Below are 19,108 nucleotides of genomic sequence, written 5' to 3' on the forward strand. Positions count from 1 at the left end.
TCCATCCAATCAGGCCCATTGCATGCGACCCAACACCCACTTCCAGATTGAGGTTGAGCGCTGCGGCGTTGAGCCGTTTCAGCTGGAGGCAAACGCCGCCTGCGAAGCCTCTGCCTTTGCCATCACGGAGGCCCATCTCAGACCTGGACATGTGATCACCATCGCGTGCCTGGGTGAAGGAGTAGATTACGGAAACCTCATCATGGAGGTCTCCGCAGACGGCGATATCAACCTGGTTGCGCATGAGCATCGAGGCTTCCAAGTAAATGGGGTGTCGCTGGCGCAAGCCTTGGCGGCATTGCGATTCTGGTTGCCGCTGCAGGAGCGAGATGCCTGTCTCGCCTGGGAGGATCAGTGAACCCAAGCCATGCTTCCAACGGATCGCCTCTGGCCGATGCTGAACTTAGCAGTGGGCGAATAACCGCAATGCGCTGGTGGCGGCCCTCAAAGCAAGGATGAGACCCGTTGCCGCCCTGCCCGGCACCCTGCTACGAGTAGGGAGATGCCGCGCTTAGTTGCCCCAAAGCAACATACCGGCATAGGCCGCAAGTAGGTATTCACACGGGATCGCGGCTTTTTAGGGCGCCACCGGAGCCGGACGTGTAGGACAAGCCCCGCTTTTAAATACAATTCGTTCTCATTCCTAACACCACCCCCTTGGCAAAACTCACTACGGCGCCACCGGCTATCGGCGTTGCGTTGTGTGTGCCTCGTTGTTCGCTGCCCTCACCATGTCCGCATTCACCCGCACCTCGTGCACACCATCGGGCGCCCGTCCAGCGCTGAGCCAGATAACAGCAGCCATCCTGATCAGCCTGCTGCCGGCCGCCAGCGCGCTGGCCCAGACGGCCGATGCAGCGGCTCCCGACGCAGCGGCTGCCGATGCAGCGGCTGCCGACGCAGCGCCAGCCGCAGAAAGCACGTTGGAGACCATCCAGGTCTCGGGCGACCTGCTGGGCAGCGGTCTGCAAAACCAGCTCAAGACCTTTGCCGGTGCCCGCACCATCGTCGACAAGGACGTGATCGAGAACAGCGGCGCCTCCAGCATTGGCGACGTGATGCGCCGCATCCCCGGTGTGCAGAGCAGCGACAACTCCGGCACCGCAGGCAGCGCAGTGTCGCTCAGCATCGGCGTGCGCGGTTTGACCGGCCGCTACTCGCCCCGCTCCACCGTGCTGCTCGATGGCGTGCCGCTGGCCGTGGCGCCCTATGGCCAGCCCCAGCTGTCGTTTGCCCCGGTGAGCCTGGCCAATATCGAATCCATCGACGTGGTGCGCAGCGGCGGCGCGGTGCGCTATGGCCCGCAAAACGTGGGCGGCATCATCAACTTCAACACCCGCGCCATCCCCACCAGCAAGGACATCACCGGCGATGTGACCTTGCGCTACAACGGCTTTGGCAAGGGGGGAGAGAACAACACGCTCTACAGCACCTTCCTGGGCTCGCAGCTGGACAACGGCCTGGGCTGGGCGCTGCTGTACTCGGGCATGACCGGCTCCGAATGGCGCAAGGACAGCGATGAGCGCTTGAACGACGTGGCGCTGAAGTTCCGCTATGCGCTGTCGGGCAGCTCCGAGGTCTACGGCAAGCTGTCTTACTACGATGTGCGCTCCAATACGCCTGGCGGCCTGACGGTGGCCCAGTACAACGCCAACCCCTTCCAAAACACCCGCCCCACCGACATGTGGGATGGCGAGCGCAAGGGCCTGGACCTGGGCTATATCAACACCTTGTCGGACACGCAGGAGTTCGAGATCCGCGCCTACTACAACGACAGCGCGCGCTCCAGCCGCCTGATCAATGCCGCGCAGACCCAGATCAACTACCAGCCGCGCAACTACCAGACCCTGGGCATCGAGCCGCGCTACACCCAGCGTTTTGCGCTGGGCAGCAGCACGCATGATGTGACCGTGGGCTACCGCTTCATCCGCGAGCGCGGTGACGACAACAGCAGCCTGCTGAACCTTGCCACCGGCGTGATGGGTGCCACTACCTCGTTCGACAATGCCACCGATGCCCATGCCGGCTACATCGATGACCGCATCGCCATCGGCGCCTGGCGCATCACCCCCGGCGTGCGCTTTGAGCACATCCAATCCGAGCGCGATGACCGCAGTGCCGGGCAGAGCTTTGACACGCGCAACAACAAGTGGCTGCCCTCGGTCAGCGTGTCCTACCTGGTCAATCCCGCCCTCACGCTGTTTGCCAACTACACCACCTCGTTCGGCCCGGTGCAGAACCTCCAGCTGAACTCGCAAACCGCCGCCAACCCGCTGCGCCCCGAAGTCGCCAAGACCAAGGAAATCGGTGCCCGCTGGCAAGACAAGCAGTGGCGTGCCGAGGCCACAGTGTTTGACCTGCGCTTTGACAACCAGATCCTGCAGACGCCGGGCGTTGTGCCCGTCACCTTTGCCAATATTGGCGCTACCAAGCACCAGGGCCTGGAGCTGGCTCTGGAATACCGCTTTGACAAGGCCGGCGCGCTGGCAGGCACCACCGTCTACGGCAACTACACCTATACCAAGGCGATCCAGCAATCCGGCACCACCGCGGGCCTGGACGTGCCGTTCTACGCACGCAATACCGACACCGTCGGCGTGCGCTACGAGCGCGATGCCTGGGGCTTCAACCTGTCGACCACGCACCAGAGCAAGCAGTACGCGGACCTGGCCAACACCGAGGCCGAATCGGCCAATGCCAACGTGGGCCGCATCCCCGGCTTCCGGCTGTGGAACGCCCAGGTCAGCTGGAAGGTGCCGCAGTACAAGGGCAGCGAAATCATGGTCGGCGTGAACAACATCGCCGACCACCGCTACTACACCCGCAATGTCGACGGCAACCCCGGCCGCATGGTCGGCGCGCCGCGCACCTTCTATGTCCAGGGCCGCTACGCGTTCTGATCCACCTATACCTGGCCTCTGCAAAACAAGACCCTCGATACGGGTCTTTTTGCCGGCGGCCCCGCCTGTTTGTGACCCTGTGATGACCCTTTCCCGCACCTCCGCCCGCTCCGTTTCCACCCACCCGCTGAGCTGCCTCAGCGCCATCCCGCTGGCGATCTCGCTGGCCATCGCCGCCTGGCCTGCAGCCGCCCAAACCGTGCCCGATGCCGCAGCCCCCGCCCCGGCCGCTGAGGCCGTGCTGCCCCAGGTCATCGTGCAAGAAAAAGCGCAGGAAGTGGGCTACCAGCCCAAGCGCGCCACCACCGCCACCCGCAGCGATGCGGCGCTGCGCGATGTGCCCCAGGCCATTGCCGTGGTGCCCGCGCAGGTGCTGCAGGACCAGCAGGTGCGCTCCATCGACGAGGCGCTCTACAACGTCAGCGGCATCACCCAGGCCAACACCCTGGGCGGCACGCAGGATGCGGTGATCAAGCGCGGCTTTGGCTTCAACCGCGATGGCTCCATCCTGCGCGATGGCATCCGCACCGTGCTGGCCCGCAACCTCACCTTCACGACCGAGCGGGTCGAAGTGCTCAAGGGCCCCAGCTCGGTGCTCTACGGCACGATGGACCCGGGCGGCGTGATCAACATGGTCACCAAAAAGCCCCAGCTCAGCTTTGCCGGCCAGGTGGGCGCCTCGCTGTCGAGCTACGGCGGCGGCGGTGCCTCGGTCGATCTGACCGGCCCCCTCGGCGAGCAAGGCCTGGCCTACCGCTTCATCGCCGACACCAGCGATGTCGACTACTGGCGCAACTTCGGCAAGAACCGCCAGACCGTCATCGCCCCATCGCTGGCCTGGTATGGGCGCGACACCTATGTGCGCATGTCCTACGAGCACACCGACTACGAGCAGCCCTTTGACCGGGGCACCGTAATCGACAGCCGCACCGGCCGCCCGGTGGCCACCGGCCGCCGCGAGCGCTTTGACGAGGCCTACAACCGCACCCTGGGCGATTCGGACTTCTTCACCGTGCAGGCCCAGCACCGCCTGAACACGCAGTGGAAGCTCAATGCCGCCTACAGCTACAACCGCAACGGCTATGACGACTACCAGGCCCGGCCGGTATCGCTCAACCCCACGACCGGCCTCCTCACGCGCCGCCCTGATGGCACGCGCGGCGCACTCAGCCAGCAGCATGTAGGCCAGATCAACCTCGAAGGCCAACTGCAGGCGGGCGGCATGGCGCACGAGATCCTGGCTGGCTTCGACGCCGAAGACAGCAATATCTTCCGCCGCGACATCATCCGGGGCAGCAACAGCGGCGGCTTCAATGTCTACGACCCGGTCTACGGCAACCTGCCCAACGCCACCAGCATCGACGAAGCGCAAAGCGCCCAGAGCGACAAGATCCGCCAGCAGGCGCTGTTTGCGCAGGATTCGATCCGCCTGTCGCCGCAGTGGCTGCTGCAGCTGGCCGGGCGCTGGCAGCACTATGACCAGATAGCAGGCAAGGGCCGGCCGTTTGTGGTGGGCAGCGAATCGGATGGCAGCAAGTTCGTGCCGCGCGCCGGCCTGGTCTGGCAGCCCAGTACCGAATGGTCGGTCTATGGCAGTTACAGCGAATCCTTCAAGCCGCAAAGCAGCATTGGCAATGTCATTGGCACCTTGCCGCCAGAGACCGCCAAGGCCTGGGAGCTGGGCACCAAGTGGGAGTCGCCCGCCGGCATCACCGCCACTGCGGCGCTCTACGACATCCGCAAGCGCAACGTGGTGGTCAGCGAGACCATCGACGGCCAAAGCTATGCCCGCGCCGTCGGCGGTGCCCGCTCACGCGGCCTGGAGCTCGATGCCGCCGGCCGCCTGGGCAAGCAGTGGCAGTTGATCGGCACCTATGCCTATACCGATGCCGCCGTCACCGACGACCCGCAATACCAGGACAACCGCCTGGCCAATGTGGCCCGCCACACTGCCTCGCTCTTTGCCGCCTATGATTTTGCCGCCAGCAGCAGTGGCCGCTGGCGTGCCGGCGCCGGCCTGCGCCATGTGGGCCGCCGCGCGGGCGATGCCGCCAACAGCTTCAACAACGCCGGCTACACGGTGGCCGACAGCTTTGTAAGCTGGGAGCGCCCCTGGAGCGGCCGCATCGTCAAGCTGCAGCTCAACATCAAGAACCTGTTCGACAAGAACTATGTCAGCTCCTCGGGCAGCCCCATCTATGTGTCACTCGGCGAGCGCCGCCAGGCCCTGCTGCGCGCCGTCGTCGATTTCTGATCCATCGCCGACAATCAGCAGCTATTGATAACAAAGACAGGCATGTGGAGTTTTAAAAATATCTGGTTCCAGATCCACTGGCTGATCGGCATCACCGCAGGCACGGTGCTGATCGTCATAGGCCTCACCGGCGCGGCCTATTCCTTTCAGGAGGAGGTGCTGGACTGGGCCAACCCCGGCACCGCCAGCGTGCCGCTGCAGCCCGGCCCGGCACTGACGCCGCCCCAGCTGGTGGCAGCGCTGCAGGCCGCAGGCGAGCAGCGCCGCATCGACCGCATCACCTTGTATGCCGAGCCCGGGCGCAGCGCCCAACTGGCCTTTGTGCCGGAAAAAGGCGAGCGCCGGGGCCAGAGCGTCTACCTCAACCCCTACACCGGCGCGCTGCTGCCGGCCCAGCGCGGCCGCGAATTCTTTGAATGGAACGAGCGCCTGCACCGCTGGCTGCTGCTGCCGCGCGACGATGGCAAGCCGATCACCGGCAGCCTCTCGCTGTGCCTGCTGCTGCTGTCGCTGTCGGGCCTGTACCTGCGCTGGCCGGCCAGGCCGCTGTCCTGGCGCAGCTGGCTCACCTTCAACGTGCGGCGCAAGGGCCGGCCGTTTCTCTGGGGCCTGCATTCGGTGGCCGGCACCTGGGTGCTGGTCGTCTATGTGATGCTGACCCTCACCGGCATGTACTGGGCCTTTGATGCCGTGCGCACGCCGGTCGACCGCTGGATGGGCGCACCGTCCCGCGCGGCCGCCCGCGCCGAGCAATCGGCCGCGCAAGAAGCCGCCCGCAAGGCCCCGCCGCTGGAGCTGGCGCCAGCCACCCTGGAGCCTGCCTGGCAAGGCTTTGCGCAGCTGGCCAGTGGCTGGCAGTTCGTGCAGATGCGCCTGCCCCAGCGGGCCGACCAGCCGCTGCAGTTCAGCTGGTGGGCGGCCAACGCCCCGCATGACCGCGCCCGCAACCAGCTCAGCCTGAACCTCGATGGCGCGGTGCTGCGCGATGACCGCTTTGCCGACCTGCCCGCAGGCCGCCGTGCGCTGGCGGCCATCTTCCCGCTGCACACCGGCACCTATTTTGGGATCACCGGCCGCATCATCGTCACCGTTGCGGCGCTGATGATGCCGCTGTTCGCCATCACCGGCTGGCTGCTCTACCTGCAGCGGCGCCGCAGCTCGCGCGCCGCCGGCCAGGCCCAGCGCGCGCTGCTGGCGGGCGATGGCCCGCAGCCGGGTCCCGCCACCGGTGCCAACACAGGCGCCAGCATTGCCGTGGTCTACGCCAGCCAGGCAGGCCATGCCCAGCAACTGGCGGTGCGCACTGTCGCGCGCCTGCGCAGCGCAGGGCTTGCCGCGCAGCTGCTGCCTGCTGCCAGCCTGGACATGGCCCAGCTGCAGCCACAACGCCAGCTGCTGTGGGTAGCCAGCACCTTTGGCGAAGGCCAACCGCCCGACAGCGCCCGCCGCCTGGCCCGCCTGCTGCAACAGACCGAAGGCAAGCCCCTGACCCACCAGCGCTTTGGCATGCTGGCCCTGGGAGACCGCCAGTACAGCCAGTTCTGCGGCTTTGGCCTGGCACTGGCTGCGCAGCTCGAACGCCTGGGCGCCCAGCCGGTGTTCGCCCCGATCACGATGGACGCCGAAGACGACGCCGCCTGGCAAGCCTGGCTGCAGGCGCTGGCTGCGCATTGGGGCGTGAACGCCGCGCCCGCGACTGCGGCAGACAACGCCGCGGCCAGCGTCGCCGACTCCGATGCGCCCGATGCCCTCTTCCTGCCCGCCCAGCTGATCAGCCGCCACCACCTCAACCCCGGCAGCAGCGGCCAGCCGCTCTACCAGGTGGAGCTGGCCTTGGCGCCCGGGCAATCCTGGCAGTGGCAGGCCGGTGCGCTGGTCGAGGTCAAGGCTGCGCACGCGCCCGCCCAGGTCGATGCCTGGCTGCAGGCCCACCAGCTCGACGGCAGCGCCGCCGTGCAGTGGCGCGGCAGCGCCAGCAGTTTGCGCGATGCGCTCAGCGCCTCCGAACTGCCCACGCTCGCGGCCCCTGCAGCATCTGCCCAGGCCGTCGCCGACCAGCTGCACCCGCTGGCCCCGCGCAGCTACTCGCTGGCCTCCCTGCCCGCCGATGGCCGCATTCGCCTCTATGTGCGCCAAACCCTGCGCGCGCAGCCAGGCGCCGCCCCGCAGCTGGGCCTGGCCTCGGGCTGGCTCACCGCGCATGCGCCGCTGGGCAGCAGCATCGCGCTGCGCCTGGTCGACAACCCGGGTTTTGCGCCATTGCCCGGCGATGCGCGGCCTGCGATCTTCATGGGCAATGGCTCGGGTTACGCCGGCCTGCGCGGCCACCTGCGCCACCGTATCGCCCAGGGCCAGTTCGACAACTGGCTGGTCTTTGGCGAACGCCGCCGCGCCCACGACTCCTATGCCGAAGACGAGGTCTGCGTCTGGCAGGCCCATGGCCAGATCGCGCGTGCCGACTATGCCTACTCGCGCGACGCACGCGATGCCAGCCACCAGGCCCCCGGCCAAGGCCCGCACCGCTATGTGCAAGATGCCCTGCGCGCCGCCGCCGAGCCCCTCAAAGACTGGCTGGCCCAGGGCGCCGTCATCTACGTCTGCGGCAGCTATGACGGCATGGCCACCGGCGTGGACCAGGCGCTGACCGAGCTGCTCGGTGAGGACGGGCTGAATGCCTTGATCGACGAGGGGCGGTACCGGCGGGATGTGTACTGAGCCGGATACGGCAGCAGACGGACTGCAGCGTAGATAAAAAGGCGTGGGCCCTCAGGTCCACGCCTTTGTGCTTTATGCGTACAGGTGCGTGCATGGTGCAGCGCCCACCCCGGTGCGCAGTTCAACAGCGCCGCAAGACACACATCCGTTTTCAGGTGTTTTCCCGGCCCGTCGTCCCCCAGGCGCCTTGCTCTGCCAGGTCTTCCACAATGCCGCGTAGCGCGCGCGCCACTTCTCTGGTCGCCAAGGTGGACGGCCGCTGCGTCGTCAGCTGCAACGTCAGCCAACGCTCAATGGAAGGCCGGGTGATCACACTGGCCTGCAGCTGCCCGTTTTGCAGCTGCGGCACAACCGCATGAAACGGAATGATCGTGTAGCAGCCTCCGCTGGCCACCAGCTGGAGCTGCACCTGTATCGAGTTGGCCTCGATGACAGGGTTGAGCCGTATGCGCCTGCGGTGGGCCAGGGCTTCCAATGCGACGCGCAGCGCACTCGGTGCCGAAGGGAGCACCAGCGGCAGGCCGTCGAGGCTGTCAAACGGCAGCTGCGCGCTGCTGGTAAGCGGGTCGCCGTGGCAGGCAATCAAACAGGCATCCACCGGCGCGAGCAGGTCCTGGTTCTGGGGGATACCCTTGCCGTAGTGAAACACCACGGCCACGTCGATCTTGCCTTGGTCCAGCCACTCCTCCAGTTGCCCGGTATAGCCCTCATACAACGCCAGCTTGACCTGCGGAAAGCGGGACTTGACCTCGTGGAACAGCTGGTTGGCAATGACCATGGCCACTGTGGGCAGCAGGCCCAAGCGGACCTCGCCCGAGGGGATACCCGCCATCGACTGCGCCTCCGCCCGCATGCCATCGGCTTCGGCCAGTATGCGCTGCGCGCGGGGCACCAGGCGCCGCCCCAGCTCACTGGGCACGACGCCACGGCCCGTGCGGTGGAACAAGCTCCCCGCGCATTCACGCTCGAGCTGCGCAATTCTTCTGCTCAGCAGCGAGGCGCTGGTGTCCATCACCGCAGCAGCCCGCGTCAGGCTGCCCTGCTCCAAAACCGTAAGAAAAAGTTTGAGTCCCTCCGTGTCCATCTGCCTCCCTCCTTAGTAGGTGGATTCAAGCAGTCTCAGGTGTGCAAATTGTGCAAATCTGATTGACGTTTCATTGCGTTGCTCGCTCTGCGCGGTTGGTTAAGACTGCGTCTATCCATCTGACGCCAGATGCAGATATCTCTACCAAGCAAGGGACTCCATGAACACAGCCGCATCGCCCGCATCCGCTTTTAGCCTCCACGGCAAAGTCGCCATCGTCACCGGTTGCGGCGGTGGCCTGGGCCAGGGCATTGCCCAGGGGCTTGCCCATGCCGGTTGCGACGTGGTGGGTGTCGATCTGAAAGACATCACCGAGACGCAGCACCTGGTCGAATCCGAAGGCAGACGGTTTCTGGGGCTGAGCAACGATATCTCCCAACTGCCCGAGATCGACGCCGTCATCGCACAGGCGGTTCAGGCCTTCGGCCACATCGATGTGCTGGTCAACAACGCCGGCGCCATCCGGCGCGGCGATGCGCTCAGCTTCTCGCAAGCCGACTGGGACGAGGTGATGGATCTCAACATCCGCACGGTGTTCTTCTTTTGCCAGGCCGCTGCCAAGCAATTCATCGCGCAAAAGACCGGCGGCAAGATCATCAACATCGCCTCCATGCTGTCGTTCCAGGGCGGCATCCAGGTGCCGTCCTATACCGCCTCCAAAAGCGCGGTAATGGGCCTGACGCGTTTGCTGGCCAACGAATGGGCAGGCATGAACATCAATGTCAACGCGCTGGCGCCCGGCTACATGGCCACCCCGATGAGTGCCGACCTGCGCAGCGATACGGCGCGCAACCAGGCCATCGTCGAGCGCATTCCCGCCGGCCGCTGGGGCACTCCGCACGACATGGCCGGGCCGGCTGTGTTCCTCGCCTCCAGCGCGGCCGACTATGTACAGGGCTATACCATTGCCGTCGATGGCGGCTGGCTGTCCCGCTAATCCACGCTGTGCACAGCAAAAGCCCAGCATGCCCATACCAAAGCCGCTCCGCCTCGCACCCTTCATCCTCGCCTGCATCATGGCCAACACCTGCCTGCCGGCGCTGGCCAGTGATTTCCCGGCGCGCCCGGTGCGCATCGTCGTGCCAGTACCTGCAGGCGGGCCGATGGACGCGATGGCACGCGCGCTGGCGACCGAGCTGGCGGCTACCTGGCAACAGCAAGTAGTGGTGGACAACCGCCCCGGCGGCAACGAGATCATTGCGGCCAACCTCGTGGCCCATGCACCCGGCGATGGCCACACCCTGATGCTCGCCAGCGACTCCACGCTGTCGCTCAACCCACAGCTCTACACCCAGCTGCCTTATGACCCCGTCAACGGCTTCACACCCGTCGGCCGGGTGGCCGTCTCACACATGGTGCTGGTGGTGCCGCCCTCGCTAGGCGTGCGGAGCCTGGATGCGTTCATTGCACACGCCAAAGCCCATCGTGGCGAAATCGCCTATGGCTCAACCGGGCTGGGCAATATCACCCACCTGTCGATGGAATGGTGGGCGCAGCAAGCAAGGATCCAAGTCCTCAACGCCCCGTACCAAGGCCTGGCGCCCGTCATCACCGGGCTGCTGGGCAACCAGGTGCAAGCGGCATTCGGCGCCGTGTCGGTCCTCGCCCCCTATATCGACAGCGGCAAGCTGGTCGCACTCGCAGTGTCCGGGCCGAACCGCGCCCAATCCTTGCCCCACGTTCCGACCTTCAAGGACTCAGGCTTTGCCGATTTCGAAGCCAGTTTCTACATGGCCATCCTGGCGCCGGGCAAGTTGCCCGCACAGCTCAGAGACAAGATCAGCCGGGACATCCAGGCCATCACCGCCAGAGGCGATTTCCAGCAACAGCACATGGCCCCGTACGCGCTCCATGCGGTCAGCGAAACGCCAGCCCAGTTCAAGCACTACCTGCAGCAGGAGCGCGCTGTCGTGCACAACAAGGTGAGGCTCTCGGGCGTGAAGCTGAACTGAGCCCACCCACCGATTACCCCACAACAACCAGGAGCAGCATGATCGATTTCCATGGAAAAACCGTTCTGATTACCGGCGCGGGCGGGGGCATTGGCGCAGCCACTGCCCAGCTCCTGCACCGGGCGGGCGCCCAGCTGGTGCTGACGGACCTGAGCGCAGAGATGCTCAAGCCCACGCTGCAGGCCTTGGCAGAGCAAGGCGCATCCACCGACCGCATCCTGGCCTTGCCGCTGGATGTCTGCGACGCCAAAGCATGCGCCTCTGTGCTGGCCCAGACGGCTGCCCGGTTCGCCGGTATCGACAGTGTCATCCACTGCGCCGGCATCTACATCTACCGCGAAGGCCTCGTGGCCGACTTGAGCACGGAGCAATGGCAGCGCATGCTGCGCGTCAACCTCGATGGCTGCTTTCATCTGTGCCAGGCCGCCATCCCGCACCTGCGGCCCCACAGCGCCATCGTTTTGGTGGCATCCGTTGCCGCCAGCCGTGGCAGCGCCATGCATGCCGGTTATGCCGCCGCCAAAAGCGGTGTCATCGGCCTGGCCAAAAGCCTGGCGTTGGAGCTGGCCCCTGCCACCCGCGTCAACGTCATCTCTCCCGGCTTGATCAACACCGCCATGGCCAGCGCCATGGTGGCGCACCGGGGCAGTGCCGTCAAAGACGCCATCCCGCTGCAACGCTTTGGTGAGCCTGAAGAAGCCGCCTCGGTCATCGCCTTCCTCTGCTCCGGCATGGCCAGCTATGTGACGGGCGAAACCATCAACGTCAATGGCGGCATGTACATCGGCTGAATCGCCAGCCGCGCCGCCGCCTGCCCCTTGGTTCAGTTGCTCCCTACTCTGCTTTATTCCATGCCACTCCAACTCATTGGCTCCCATGCCAGCCCCTACACCCGCAAGGTCCGGGTGGTACTCGCTGAAAAAAACATCCCCTTCGAATTCACGATCGGCGACGTCATGGCGGAGGATTCCCCCATCTTCCAGTTCAACCCCTTGGGCAAGATCCCCTGCCTGGTGCTTGAAGACGGCACTCCGCTCTACGACTCTGCGGTGATCGCCGAGTACCTCGACGCCCTCTCCGACCGGTGCCCGCTCATTCCCGCGCATCCGCGCCTGCGCGCCGACGTTCGCTGCTGGGAGGCGCTGGCCAATGGCGTGCTCGATGCCGGCATCCTCGTGCGCTGGGAGGCCCATGTCCGTGAAGCGCATTTGCGCGACGCCAGTTGGACCCAGCGGCAAAACACCAAGATATCCCACGCGCTGGCCACCATGTCCGAGCAGCTGGGCGAGCAGCGCTTTTGCATGGGTGATGTCTTCACCCTGGCTGATATTGCCGTGGGATCCACGCTGGGCTGGCTGCTGTTCCGTTTCCCTGAGCTGGACTGGCCCAGCCAGCTGCCCAACCTGGCATCGCTGCACCAGCGGCTGCTGCGGCGCCCCTCGTTCTCCAACACCTTGCCCCGAGTCTGAAACATGCCCACTGTCCACCTGAACCACAGCCACATCCATTACGCGTTTGACGAGACGGCCGGCGCAGACAAGCCGGTACTCGTGCTCTCCAACTCGCTGGGCACCAGCATGGCCATGTGGGAGCCGCAGCGCCCGCTCTTCGCCCACTACCGTGTGCTGCGCTATGACACCCGGGGCCACGGCGCCTCGTCGGGCGAGCCGGGGCCTTACACGATGGCGCAACTGGGCCAGGACGTCATCGCGCTGATGGACCATCTCGGTATTGCCAAGGCGCATTTTTGCGGGCTGTCAATGGGCGGCATGGTCGGCATACACCTGGCCATCCACGCAGCCGATCGCTTTGACAAGCTGGTGCTGGCCAACACCAATGCCCATACCGCCTCGCCGCAGTTTTGGCAAGCGCGCATCACCATCCTGCGCAGCGAGGGCGGCATTGCCAACATTGCCGATGGCGTGATGGCACGGTTCTTCTCGCCCGAATTCACCCTCTTGCATCCCGACACCGTCGCACGTTTCAAGGCCGACATGCTCGCTACTTCTCTTGCGGGCTACACCGCCTGCTGCGCCGCTATTCGCGACATGGATTTTCGCGCCAACCTGCCCAACATTGCCCATCCCGTGCTGGTCATCGTGGGCAACAAAGACCAAGCTGCCCCACCAGAGCACGGCCAGTTCCTCGCAAACCAGGTGCAAAGCGGCGCAGTGCTGGCGCTGGATGCCGCGCATATCTCCAACGTCGAAGCCGCTGACGCGTTCTCGCAGGCGGTGCAACGGTTTCTGGGTTGACACGCACCGCTGCCCCCCACCAGGAAAGGCCCACGACCATGAGCAAATTTGCGTCTTATGCGGATCAGTATTCGATGATCAAGATGCGTCGCGAAGATGGCATCCTCGAGATGCGCTTCCACACCGATGAGGGCCCGCTGCACTGGAGCCTGGAGCCCCATGCGCAACTGGAGCAGGCCTTTCTGGATGTAGGGCGCGACCCGGACAACGAGGTCATCATCCTCACCGGCACCGGTGATACGTTCAGCGGCCCGCGCGTGGGCGCCGAAGGCCACAACCACAAGCGCAAACCAGTCACCCCTGCGCAGTGGTACCCGATTGGTTGGGAAGGCAAGCACCTGCAGATGAACCTGCTCAACATCGAGGTGCCCGTCATCAGTGCCATCAACGGCCCCGCCTACCGCCATGCCGAAATCCCGCTGCTGAGCGACATCACCATTGCCTCAGACACCGCTGCGTTCCAGGACTCGGCCCACTTCACCGCCGGCCTGCTGCCCGGTGATGGCGTGCATGTCGTCTTTCCCCACCTGATGGGTGCCAACCGAGGGCGCTATTTTCTGCTCACCGGGCAGACGCTGAACGCCGAGCAGGCGCTGGCCTGGGGCCTCGTCAATGAGGTCGTCGCGCCGCAGCAGGTCTTGCCGCGCGCCTGGGAGCACGCGCGCTTGCTGATGCAGCAAACCCCGTTGCTGCGGCGGCATGCCCGCGTGCTGCTGACGCATGGCCTGAAAAAAAAGATGCACGACCTGCTGGCCTACGGCCTGGCCCTGGAAGGCTTTGCCGCATCACAGCAAAAAACTGCCTAGCCTGCAGGCCCAGCGTGCTTTCTACAACGGCGCGTTGAAACCGGCACCCACGCAGGCCCTCCGCCAAGGCCCCGCTGGTCCCCCTTCTGCCAACGGCGCTGCCCTTTCACCACGGTCCACCACAAGCCCTATGCCATTCCACGCCACCACCGCCAAAGTCATCCATCCCGGCCCCACCACGCTTGCCTACTTCGACGAAGGCAGTGGCCCGGCGCTGGTTCTGCTGCCATCGGTGGGGCGCGGCCCGGCGGATTTCGACCAGTTGACCTGCCTGCTGGCCGCAGAGGGCTTGCGCATCATTCGCCCGCTGCCGCGCGGCATTGGCGCGAGCCAAGGGCCCATGCAGGGGCTCAACCTGCATGACCTGGCAGCCGATGTTGCAGCAGTGATCGAGGCCGAGGCCCTGGCACCTGTGGCGGTGGCGGGCCATGCCTTTGGCAACTTTGTCGCCCGCACCCTGGCCACTGACCGGCCCGAGCTGGTGCGCGGTGTCGCCCTGCTCGCAGCATCTACCGGCAAGACGCCCGATGGCGGCTCTCCGTTCGACCCCGACGTGCTGCGCTCGGTCTACGCGAGCGGCGACCTGTCGTTGCCCCCGGTGCAACGCCTCGAACACCTCCGCCATGCGTTTTTTGCGCCAGGCCATGACCCATCGGTATGGCTGGAAGGCTGGCATCCCCAGACCAAGGCCATGCAGCGGGAAGCCGAGACGGCCACACCGGTCGATGACTTCTTTGCCTGTGGCAGCGCACCCATTCTGGATCTGCAGGCCGCGCAGGACACTGTTGCGCCGCGCCACCTGGCGCAGTTTCTCCGGCAAAGCCTGGGCGAGCGGGTGACCATCCAGGTCATAGACAGCGCCGGCCACGCATTGGTGCCCGAACAACCCGAGCAGGTCTGCCAGGCGCTGGCAGCCTGGATCAAACGCTTGCACTGAAGCGGCTGCACCAATCCACCGTCCCCAGGAGACCACCGATGAAGACCATCCCGACATTGATTCTCAGCGCTGCATTGGCGGCGATGGCCGGCTCCGCCCTGGCGCAGGCATGGCCCGCCAAGCCTGTGAGGCTGGTTGTATCCCAGCCTCCCGGCGGCACGATGGACATCGTCTCGCGCCAGATCGCCGATCAGCTCGGCAAGGTGCTGGGCCAACCCGTCGTGGTCGACAACAGGCCCGGCGCGAACGGCATCATCGCCACCCAGCAGGTTGCCCGCGCTCCCGCTGACGGCTATCTGCTGATGATGGGCACCGGGGCTACCCACACGATCAACCCCTATATCTACCCGAAGGTAGGTTATGACCCGGTCAAGGACTTCACACCCGTCGCCAACCTGGTGAGCGCGCCCAACGTGATTGCTGTCCATAGCCGTGTACCTGTCACCGGTCTCCAGGCCCTGATTGATGCGGCCAAAACCAAGCCAGGCGCACTGAACTACGCCTCCCCGGGTGTCGGCGGCACGGGCCAGCTGACGATGGAGCTGCTCAAGGCATCGGCGGGCATCGACATCACGCATATTCCCTACCCCGGCATTGCCGCATCCGTGCAAGACACCATCGCCGGCCGCACCGAGATGGTGGCACTGCCCCCCACCGCGTTGCTGGCGCATTTCCAGTCGGGGGCGCTGCGCCCCCTAGCGGTCACCAGCCCGCAGCGAACGGCCTTGCTGCCCGATGTTCCCACCGTGGCAGAGTCTGGGTTCCAAGGCTTTGAGGGGGTCGCCTGGTTCGGTATCCTGGGCCCCGCCGAGCTGCCGCCAGAGGTTGTCAACACCCTGCAGCAAGGCCTGCGACAGGTGATGAACATGCCCGCGCTGCGCGAACGCCTGGCATCCCAGGGCCTGGACATCATCTACTCGGAGGGCGCCGCCTTCGCCAGCTATATGCAAAAAGATGCAGACCGCTGGAAAGAAGTCATCCGCCTGTCTGGCGCGAAGGTCGAATAGACAGCGGCGATGGCTTCCCATTCACCCGCGCCGCCAAAGCCACATTGCGCGCATCGCCATACAGGCCAACGCCGGTGCAGGCCGGCAGATAGCGCTTGTGGGACAGCTACTTTAGCTTCAGCACAACTGGGAGGAGCCCATTATTCGGCTATGACTTAACAAACCGTTGGCGGGTTTGTCGAAAGCAGAGACGCGCTTGCTGGCTGCCGCCGGACAGGTGCATGCCGGAGCCCATCCAGCGTGGATGCGTGGATACTTGGCCGGTGCTGAAGGCCATGGCGGGAAAAACGTAACAAACGTGGGTTCGGCCTAGCCCTGTGTTGTCCACCATCAGCCATGGCGGCTCCTCTTTGAGCCATTAGCCCACACTGAGCACCTCGGCTTCAACCTCCATGGCAAGGTACCAGCAACCCATCGGCGCCGGACCTGCCCAAGGCCTCACAGAGCTCAAACCTGACGCGCTCCCCCATACCCACCCGTCATGGGGCGGGTCAGCTGGTCGATCTTCGCATCAATCACCGACAGCCTTGCTCTTGCATGCACATCGTCCTTGCCCGCATGCATCAACAGCTCGGCGCCTTCCGCCTTCAACGCCTTTAAATAGGAGTCCGGCGTTCCCTCATCTTCAGCAGAATCTGACATGCTTATCTCCCAGGTCCCATGGTCAGAAATGTTAACGGGCCTGCAACAAAATACAAGCATTACGCACACGAAATTTAAGCTAAATCAATAACTTATTTCATCCCTGATTGCTCGACAATCGCTACCGTTTGTCCGGTCGAAATCACTTGCTTGCGCAACAATCTGCAACGTCCACAGGTCCCTCTGTAGGTATCTGCTGGCAATGGAATAGTGGCCCCTCTGGCCGCTGCAGCCCTGCACACCGTGGACGATGTGATGGCGCATGGCATCCCAAGCCATGGACAAAGGAGACCCTTCATGTCCGATGACAAGACCAAGCCCGGCGGCCAAGACCGCACGCGAATCAATGTGAACGAAGACTACGAACTGCGCGACTGGTCGAAAAAATTCAACGTCAGCGCTGAGCAGCTGAAGGCAGCCGTCCAGGCAGTGGGAACCAGCGCAGCGGCGGTGGAGCAGCATCTGAAGCAACCCAGCAAGGGATGACCCCCTGAAGATGGCCGGTGGCCCGATGGCCGCTGGCACGCGAACGCGCATCCCCGCCCGCATCCGCCCATACTTCTGGCGCACGCCGTCCGTTGCCGCCAGGCGGCCGCGCAGCTGGCTTCCAGCGGGCAGCGGACGCAGGCATCAGCGCCCTGAAATGGGCAAGGATTCAGGCGTCAAAACAGCTTCAGCTGCCGCCATGCCCATGGGAACATGGGCTTTTTCAGGAGCATTCACCTAATGAAGGCTGTGCGGCTCATTGCTGTGGTGCTAGGTGCTGTTGCGCTGGTGGTCGTGTCTGTGGTCCTGGTGAACGGACTGTATTCCGCATGGGCTTTGCTGGAGCTGGCCTGGTCGGCGGTTGTGCATTTCGTCAATCTCTTGTGAGGGGAAGGCCCACAGCGGCCCGCCCTCCCGGCCCAACGCTGCCGTAGCGCACCACTGCCGTTCAACAAACCCTCGGCACATTGCCTGGCGAGCCCCTTTACTCGGCGGCAGCGCGCGCCGGCCAGGGGCACACATTCGCGAATTAGCCCACGTAAGTATTGCGCTCTGGGCCTCCCTGTCACTCGCTTCGACGGCGATAGGCGACGACACCGAACAATGCCATCAGCAGACCGATGCCCCAGGTGCCCAATGCCGGCACGGCCTTTACACCGCTGACGCTGGGCGTTTGCGCAGCGGTGATGGTAATGCGCTGCACCACCTGGCTGGCTGCCGGGAACGTGACGCCCGCTACTATTCCTCCGGGTTGGTCGGCCGCCACCGTGCAGGTGCCTGCGGCCAATGGGGTCACGATGTTGCCTGCGACGGTGCAAATGTCAGGGCTGAGGCTGGTGTAGCTGACAGGCAATCCCGCGTTGGATGTGGCGGCAAATTCGATCGGAAATGGGCCACCGTCTGTCTGGTGAGCAGTGGGTTGCGGCGGAAAAGTAAGGGTCTGGGCGCCAGCAAAGCTGATCTTCACCAGGCCCGGCTGACCCGGCTGGCCGCCCGCGCCGCCGCTGCCGGCGTCCGCACTGGGGCCTCCCGCACTGCCTCCATTGGCGCCAGCACCATCGGCGCCGCCCAGTCCTTCACCGCTGCATGCCTCCACCGCCAGCGGCCCTGCCAGGGTCTCGCCGTCAGCGCCTGCGGTGCCAGGTGTGCCGTCCATACCTGGATTGCCGTTGGGCCCCCACCCCTCTCCTGGGGAGCCTTCACCCCCTGTCCCCCCCGATCCGCCAAATCCGGCTGTTCCTCCGGCACCGCCTGCGCCGGGAACGGTACCAGCGCCCCCTGGGCCCCCATCGCCGCCATCGCTACCGTCTCCTCCATCCCCACCCGCAATACCTGGGCCTATAAACACCCCATCCCAAGGTCCGCCGTCAGACCCCTGGCCACCATTGATTCCCACGCCACCCCTGCCCCCTGCCCCTCCGGTAGCGCCTGCTCCGCCGCCCCCGCCAGGAGCCGATTTGTACGGACCGTTGTTGCCTCCATCACCTCCTGCGCCTCCGCTCACTGCAGTTGCACCGCGTCCTGGTTGGCCTCTCCCAAAATCGTAGTCGCTCCAAACCGTGCTTCCACCACCGCCACCTCCCCCATTGGCTGTCACACCACTGACACCCACACCGGTAACGGCGGAAAGCCCGCCACCGGTACTGGAGGTGCCAGGGCGCATCCAATCACCCGTGCTGGGCATACCGGCAGTGCCGCCCGTGCCTACCCGCACCGTCAACGTGCTCCCCGGCGTGACCTGGGATGTCACCTTGCAGTAGGAGCCCCCTCCACCGCCAACACCATTGCTTGGCTGGCCAATGGAATTAGCGTCCTTCGATCCGCCCCCGCCGCCGCCGCCCCAAACCTCAAAGACGGCTGTGGTGGCGCCCGCAGGCACGGTGCAGGTGCCCTCGGCGTTCATGCCGACCACGCAATCGGCAGCCCATGCCTGGGAAACAAATCCCAAAGAAAGCAATATCAAAACCCCTGAGAAACTGGTATTCATCATTTTTTCCTAGCATTTGAGTTTCGCGGCAACGAAAACCATTCCACTGCTGGCGCGCTGGCCAAGCCTACCGATGGAGTGAT

18 protein-coding genes are annotated in these 19,108 nt (G+C 65.0%); 15 read left to right on the forward strand and 3 right to left on the reverse strand.

What is annotated here, in order from left to right:
• Nucleotides 1-22 precede the first annotated feature (22 nt).
• The 4 genes from AB7A72_RS00830 (at nt 23) to AB7A72_RS00845 (ending at nt 7,869) form a co-directional block, all read left to right on the forward strand.
• Complete coding sequence (locus AB7A72_RS00830; RefSeq protein WP_369458712.1) at nt 23-358, forward strand: hypothetical protein; 336 nt, start codon at nt 23-25, stop codon at nt 356-358.
• A 373-nt stretch (nt 359-731) separates the two neighbouring features.
• Entirely contained in the window at nt 732-2,900 is a 2,169-nt protein-coding gene (locus tag AB7A72_RS00835) for a TonB-dependent receptor family protein (protein ID WP_369458713.1), read from the forward strand.
• Between the two features lie 82 nt (nt 2,901-2,982).
• The gene (locus AB7A72_RS00840; RefSeq protein ID WP_369458714.1) at nt 2,983-5,154 is read left to right on the forward strand and encodes a TonB-dependent siderophore receptor; all 2,172 of its coding nucleotides are present in this window, start codon (nt 2,983-2,985) and stop codon (nt 5,152-5,154) included.
• A 42-nt stretch (nt 5,155-5,196) separates the two neighbouring features.
• The gene (locus AB7A72_RS00845; protein ID WP_369458715.1) at nt 5,197-7,869 is read left to right on the forward strand and encodes a PepSY domain-containing protein; all 2,673 of its coding nucleotides are present in this window, start codon (nt 5,197-5,199) and stop codon (nt 7,867-7,869) included.
• A gap of 151 nt (nt 7,870-8,020) precedes the next feature.
• Here the strand turns inward: AB7A72_RS00845 and AB7A72_RS00850 are convergent, their stop codons facing one another.
• Nucleotides 8,021-8,953 (reverse strand): LysR family transcriptional regulator, encoded by a 933-nt coding sequence (locus AB7A72_RS00850; protein WP_369458716.1) that lies wholly within the window; start codon nt 8,951-8,953, stop codon nt 8,021-8,023.
• A 160-nt stretch (nt 8,954-9,113) separates the two neighbouring features.
• Between AB7A72_RS00850 and kduD the strand changes: the two genes are divergently transcribed.
• From kduD to AB7A72_RS00890, 8 genes are all read left to right on the forward strand, one after another.
• Nucleotides 9,114-9,890, forward strand: a complete 777-nt coding sequence (kduD, locus tag AB7A72_RS00855) for a 2-dehydro-3-deoxy-D-gluconate 5-dehydrogenase KduD (protein WP_312462623.1) — start codon at nt 9,114-9,116, stop codon at nt 9,888-9,890.
• Between the two features lie 28 nt (nt 9,891-9,918).
• Nucleotides 9,919-10,905, forward strand: coding sequence for a Bug family tripartite tricarboxylate transporter substrate binding protein (locus tag AB7A72_RS00860; protein WP_369458717.1), 987 nt, complete (start codon nt 9,919-9,921; stop codon nt 10,903-10,905).
• 38 nt (nt 10,906-10,943) lie between these two features.
• Complete coding sequence (locus AB7A72_RS00865; protein ID WP_369458718.1) at nt 10,944-11,696, forward strand: SDR family NAD(P)-dependent oxidoreductase; 753 nt, start codon at nt 10,944-10,946, stop codon at nt 11,694-11,696.
• Nucleotides 11,697-11,756: 60 nt separating this feature from the next.
• Entirely contained in the window at nt 11,757-12,374 is a 618-nt protein-coding gene (locus AB7A72_RS00870; RefSeq protein ID WP_312462627.1) for a glutathione S-transferase family protein, read from the forward strand.
• Nucleotides 12,375-12,377: 3 nt separating this feature from the next.
• Nucleotides 12,378-13,160, forward strand: a complete 783-nt coding sequence (gene pcaD / locus AB7A72_RS00875) for a 3-oxoadipate enol-lactonase (protein ID WP_369458719.1) — start codon at nt 12,378-12,380, stop codon at nt 13,158-13,160.
• Between the two features lie 38 nt (nt 13,161-13,198).
• Nucleotides 13,199-13,966, forward strand: coding sequence for an enoyl-CoA hydratase/isomerase family protein (locus AB7A72_RS00880; RefSeq protein WP_369458720.1), 768 nt, complete (start codon nt 13,199-13,201; stop codon nt 13,964-13,966).
• A 130-nt stretch (nt 13,967-14,096) separates the two neighbouring features.
• On the forward strand, nt 14,097-14,903 hold the full coding sequence (locus tag AB7A72_RS00885) for an alpha/beta fold hydrolase (RefSeq protein WP_369458721.1): 807 nt from the start codon (nt 14,097-14,099) through the stop codon (nt 14,901-14,903).
• A gap of 38 nt (nt 14,904-14,941) precedes the next feature.
• The gene (locus AB7A72_RS00890) at nt 14,942-15,910 is read left to right on the forward strand and encodes a Bug family tripartite tricarboxylate transporter substrate binding protein (RefSeq protein ID WP_369458722.1); all 969 of its coding nucleotides are present in this window, start codon (nt 14,942-14,944) and stop codon (nt 15,908-15,910) included.
• Between the two features lie 447 nt (nt 15,911-16,357).
• Here AB7A72_RS00890 and AB7A72_RS00895 read toward each other — a convergent pair whose 3' ends face one another.
• Nucleotides 16,358-16,552, reverse strand: coding sequence for a hypothetical protein (locus AB7A72_RS00895; RefSeq protein ID WP_369458723.1), 195 nt, complete (start codon nt 16,550-16,552; stop codon nt 16,358-16,360).
• 297 nt (nt 16,553-16,849) lie between these two features.
• Here AB7A72_RS00895 and AB7A72_RS00900 point away from each other — a divergent pair, with 297 nt between their 5' ends.
• Nucleotides 16,850-17,038 carry a DUF3606 domain-containing protein gene (locus AB7A72_RS00900; protein ID WP_369458724.1) on the forward strand — a complete coding sequence of 63 codons (189 nt, stop codon included), beginning with the start codon at nt 16,850-16,852 and terminating at the stop codon, nt 17,036-17,038.
• A 565-nt stretch (nt 17,039-17,603) separates the two neighbouring features.
• Here the strand turns inward: AB7A72_RS00900 and AB7A72_RS00905 are convergent.
• Nucleotides 17,604-18,194, reverse strand: coding sequence for a hypothetical protein (locus AB7A72_RS00905; protein WP_369458725.1), 591 nt, complete (start codon nt 18,192-18,194; stop codon nt 17,604-17,606).
• A 430-nt stretch (nt 18,195-18,624) separates the two neighbouring features.
• Here AB7A72_RS00905 and AB7A72_RS00910 point away from each other — a divergent pair, with 430 nt between their 5' ends.
• Both AB7A72_RS00910 and AB7A72_RS00915 read left to right on the forward strand, forming a co-directional pair.
• On the forward strand, nt 18,625-18,798 hold the full coding sequence (locus AB7A72_RS00910; protein ID WP_256460965.1) for a hypothetical protein: 174 nt from the start codon (nt 18,625-18,627) through the stop codon (nt 18,796-18,798).
• A gap of 39 nt (nt 18,799-18,837) precedes the next feature.
• Nucleotides 18,838-19,038, forward strand: coding sequence for a hypothetical protein (locus tag AB7A72_RS00915; RefSeq protein ID WP_369458727.1), 201 nt, complete (start codon nt 18,838-18,840; stop codon nt 19,036-19,038).
• Nucleotides 19,039-19,108 lie beyond the last annotated feature (70 nt).

Origin of the sequence: Comamonas sediminis (assembly GCF_041107495.1) — a bacterium.
Taxonomy (GTDB): domain Bacteria; phylum Pseudomonadota; class Gammaproteobacteria; order Burkholderiales; family Burkholderiaceae_C; genus Comamonas; species Comamonas sediminis.

Bases quoted from the DNA above. Each gene is read 5' to 3' on its own strand.
- AB7A72_RS00830 (WP_369458712.1), top strand. From the start codon at position 23: ATGCGACCCAACACCCACTTCCAGATTGAGGTTGAGCGCTGCGGCGTT.
- AB7A72_RS00835 (WP_369458713.1), top strand. From the start codon at position 732: ATGTCCGCATTCACCCGCACCTCGTGCACACCATCGGGCGCCCGTCCA.
- AB7A72_RS00840 (WP_369458714.1), top strand. From the start codon at position 2,983: ATGACCCTTTCCCGCACCTCCGCCCGCTCCGTTTCCACCCACCCGCTG.
- AB7A72_RS00845 (WP_369458715.1), top strand. From the start codon at position 5,197: ATGTGGAGTTTTAAAAATATCTGGTTCCAGATCCACTGGCTGATCGGC.
- AB7A72_RS00850 (WP_369458716.1), bottom strand. From the start codon at position 8,953: ATGGACACGGAGGGACTCAAACTTTTTCTTACGGTTTTGGAGCAGGGC.
- kduD (WP_312462623.1), top strand. From the start codon at position 9,114: ATGAACACAGCCGCATCGCCCGCATCCGCTTTTAGCCTCCACGGCAAA.
- AB7A72_RS00860 (WP_369458717.1), top strand. From the start codon at position 9,919: ATGCCCATACCAAAGCCGCTCCGCCTCGCACCCTTCATCCTCGCCTGC.
- AB7A72_RS00865 (WP_369458718.1), top strand. From the start codon at position 10,944: ATGATCGATTTCCATGGAAAAACCGTTCTGATTACCGGCGCGGGCGGG.
- AB7A72_RS00870 (WP_312462627.1), top strand. From the start codon at position 11,757: ATGCCACTCCAACTCATTGGCTCCCATGCCAGCCCCTACACCCGCAAG.
- pcaD (WP_369458719.1), top strand. From the start codon at position 12,378: ATGCCCACTGTCCACCTGAACCACAGCCACATCCATTACGCGTTTGAC.
- AB7A72_RS00880 (WP_369458720.1), top strand. From the start codon at position 13,199: ATGAGCAAATTTGCGTCTTATGCGGATCAGTATTCGATGATCAAGATG.
- AB7A72_RS00885 (WP_369458721.1), top strand. From the start codon at position 14,097: ATGCCATTCCACGCCACCACCGCCAAAGTCATCCATCCCGGCCCCACC.
- AB7A72_RS00890 (WP_369458722.1), top strand. From the start codon at position 14,942: ATGAAGACCATCCCGACATTGATTCTCAGCGCTGCATTGGCGGCGATG.
- AB7A72_RS00895 (WP_369458723.1), bottom strand. From the start codon at position 16,552: ATGTCAGATTCTGCTGAAGATGAGGGAACGCCGGACTCCTATTTAAAG.
- AB7A72_RS00900 (WP_369458724.1), top strand. From the start codon at position 16,850: ATGTCCGATGACAAGACCAAGCCCGGCGGCCAAGACCGCACGCGAATC.
- AB7A72_RS00905 (WP_369458725.1), bottom strand. From the start codon at position 18,194: ATGGACGGCACACCTGGCACCGCAGGCGCTGACGGCGAGACCCTGGCA.
- AB7A72_RS00915 (WP_369458727.1), top strand. From the start codon at position 18,838: ATGGAATTAGCGTCCTTCGATCCGCCCCCGCCGCCGCCGCCCCAAACC.